Consider the following 2,257-nt stretch of genomic DNA (forward strand, 5'->3'; position numbering starts at 1 on the left):
GGGTAGCCAATGCCCGTGCTGATTTTCAACACAAACTCTCTCGTGCAATTGTTGACGAAAACCAAGCGATAATTGTAGAGACACTGAAATCGGCGAATATGATGAAAAACCACTGTCTGGCTCGCGCTATCGGTGATGCAGGCTGGCATGGTTTTATCACAAAGCTGGAATATAAAGCCGCAGAAAAAAGGCGTCCATCTGGTAAAACTGGAGCAATGGTTTGCCAGTTCGAAAACCTGTCATTGCTGCGGTCATAAAAATGTCAGAAATGCCACTACATAAGCGTATCTGGCAATGCCCTGAATGTGGAGTTGAACATGACCGAGATATCAATGCGGCAATCAATATCCGACACAAGGGCATATTGGAATTACACGCGGCGGGACTCGTCGTTTCAGCCCATGGAGACCCGCGTAAATCCGTCGTACAGAGGGTTGCGGTCTGAGAAGTGGGAAGCCTCGCCGTTTACGGTGGGGAGCAGTCACTTGAGGCTTTTCTCTTATCTGGCCTCTGATATTCTAGTAGATAGGCAAACTATATAAAAATATAAAGACCTCAAAACCAGTGACACGCTGGATCTTGAAGTCTTTATATAGCTAACAAGAAGTACTAAAAGTAAAGTTAAAATAGATATTTAAAGCGAATACGGGCACCGTAACGATCTTTATCACTGTTATGTACATTAATATCGTCTTTACCATCTATTCGTGAATAATAAGCACCTAAATAGGTTTTAAAATTATCCATATCTAAAATATTGGGTAGTTCATAAGACGCAAATACAGTGTTGATGTTGTACTTACCAGGATTGAGCGTTAAGTAGGTGTCATTTTGATTGCTACTGTTTCCACTTTTTTTGATAATAAGCTTTGATATCATTATGAGCATAAATGTAACCAAGTTGGAATTTGCGCCATAACACATTACTACCAATAGAAAAATCATTTTCATCTTTAGCGTCGAGATAAGCCGCACTTAAATTTGCAACAATACCGTTAATAGGATCATCCGTTAATGTATCCCATTTTACTGTTAAGCCATAACCCGTACGTCGTGATTGATCTTGAAATTTTCCATTTTCGTCATCATAACCATAGGCTTTACTTATCACGTTCGCATCTATTGCTCCTGCAATAGTTAAATTGTCTTTCTGCCATGCAATAACAGGACGCATATAAATAACATTTTTGCGATTATCAAGTTTACGCCCGTGGTACTCTTGGTCTTTAAAAACGGACGTTCCATCTTCAATTAAAGTATTTAGTTCAAAATACCAATCGTTATAGTATGTGTTAACCATCATACTACCACCATCACTACTACGACCTCGCCCTTCTTTCATCATATAAATATAGCCAAATCCATCACCATATAAATCATTTGCTGTATTACCTGAATACTCAACAAAAGTATCTTGATTTAGAGGGAACATGTCGTAAGCTTCATAACGACCAATTTTATATTGCCATTTATCACGCTGCCCAAAATAGAAAACAGCATCATCTAAATTCATTTTACCTGTCATGTCAGCCATGGGCTGAGCGCGAAACCCCGCATAATTGCCGTTTTTTAATTCTCGTTCACCATCCACACCAATCAAAATACGCCCGTTAAGTGACCATCTTTCATTATCATTAAAGTCTTTTTGATGGCCAGGTATCATTCTCATCGATGTTAGTTGCCCTTTCTTACTTGCAGCATCGATATTATATTCAACGTCACCATACAGTTTGAGATCACCCCAATTTGTATTGGTAGAAAAAAAACCTTCACCTTCTTTATTTTTCGTATTCGTAAGTTGAGCCGATTGTTTTTGTTGGATCTCATTAAGTTGAGTTTGTGCAATATTGGCTTTTGCTTGAGCTTCATCAGATTGTTTTTCTAATATAGCAACGCGCTGCTCCATGTTGATGCCTGTAACATGATCCGTTGTTTTCTTTTCTTGAGGTAGGCTGTTGGAATTAATTAATTGCTCAAGGCGAGCTGCCTTTTGTTCTGCGACAGCAGCTCTCGCTTCAGCGGCAGCCGCACGTTGTTCAAGAGCATTTAACCTTGCTTCAATTGCACTTATATCGGTTTGTGCGTTTGCATATAATGGCGTAGTGAGTATTAAACTTATCAAAACAGATAATGCTTTTACTTTCATTCGAATATTCCTAAATTAGCAAATGTTGGTTTAACAGGTACGGCAAATACATAACAATCAATTTAGTTGTTCGATTGTTCTATCTGATGAGCGTATTGTTATTCTTATTCG

Annotated in this window: 2 pseudogenes; one reads left to right on the forward strand and one right to left on the reverse strand. The window is 38.7% G+C overall.

Annotation, left to right across the window (positions count from 1 at the left end):
* A pseudogene (locus BHE89_RS25995) lies at positions 1–445 on the forward strand (RNA-guided endonuclease InsQ/TnpB family protein); the annotation flags it as partial.
* A gap of 176 nt (positions 446–621) precedes the next feature.
* Here BHE89_RS25995 and BHE89_RS15145 read toward each other — a convergent pair.
* A pseudogene (locus BHE89_RS15145) lies at positions 622–2,146 on the reverse strand (carbohydrate porin).
* Between the last annotated feature and the right edge of the window lie 111 nt (positions 2,147–2,257).

Source organism: Shigella sp. FC1967, assembly GCF_001743005.1.
Lineage (GTDB): Bacteria > Pseudomonadota > Gammaproteobacteria > Enterobacterales > Enterobacteriaceae > Proteus.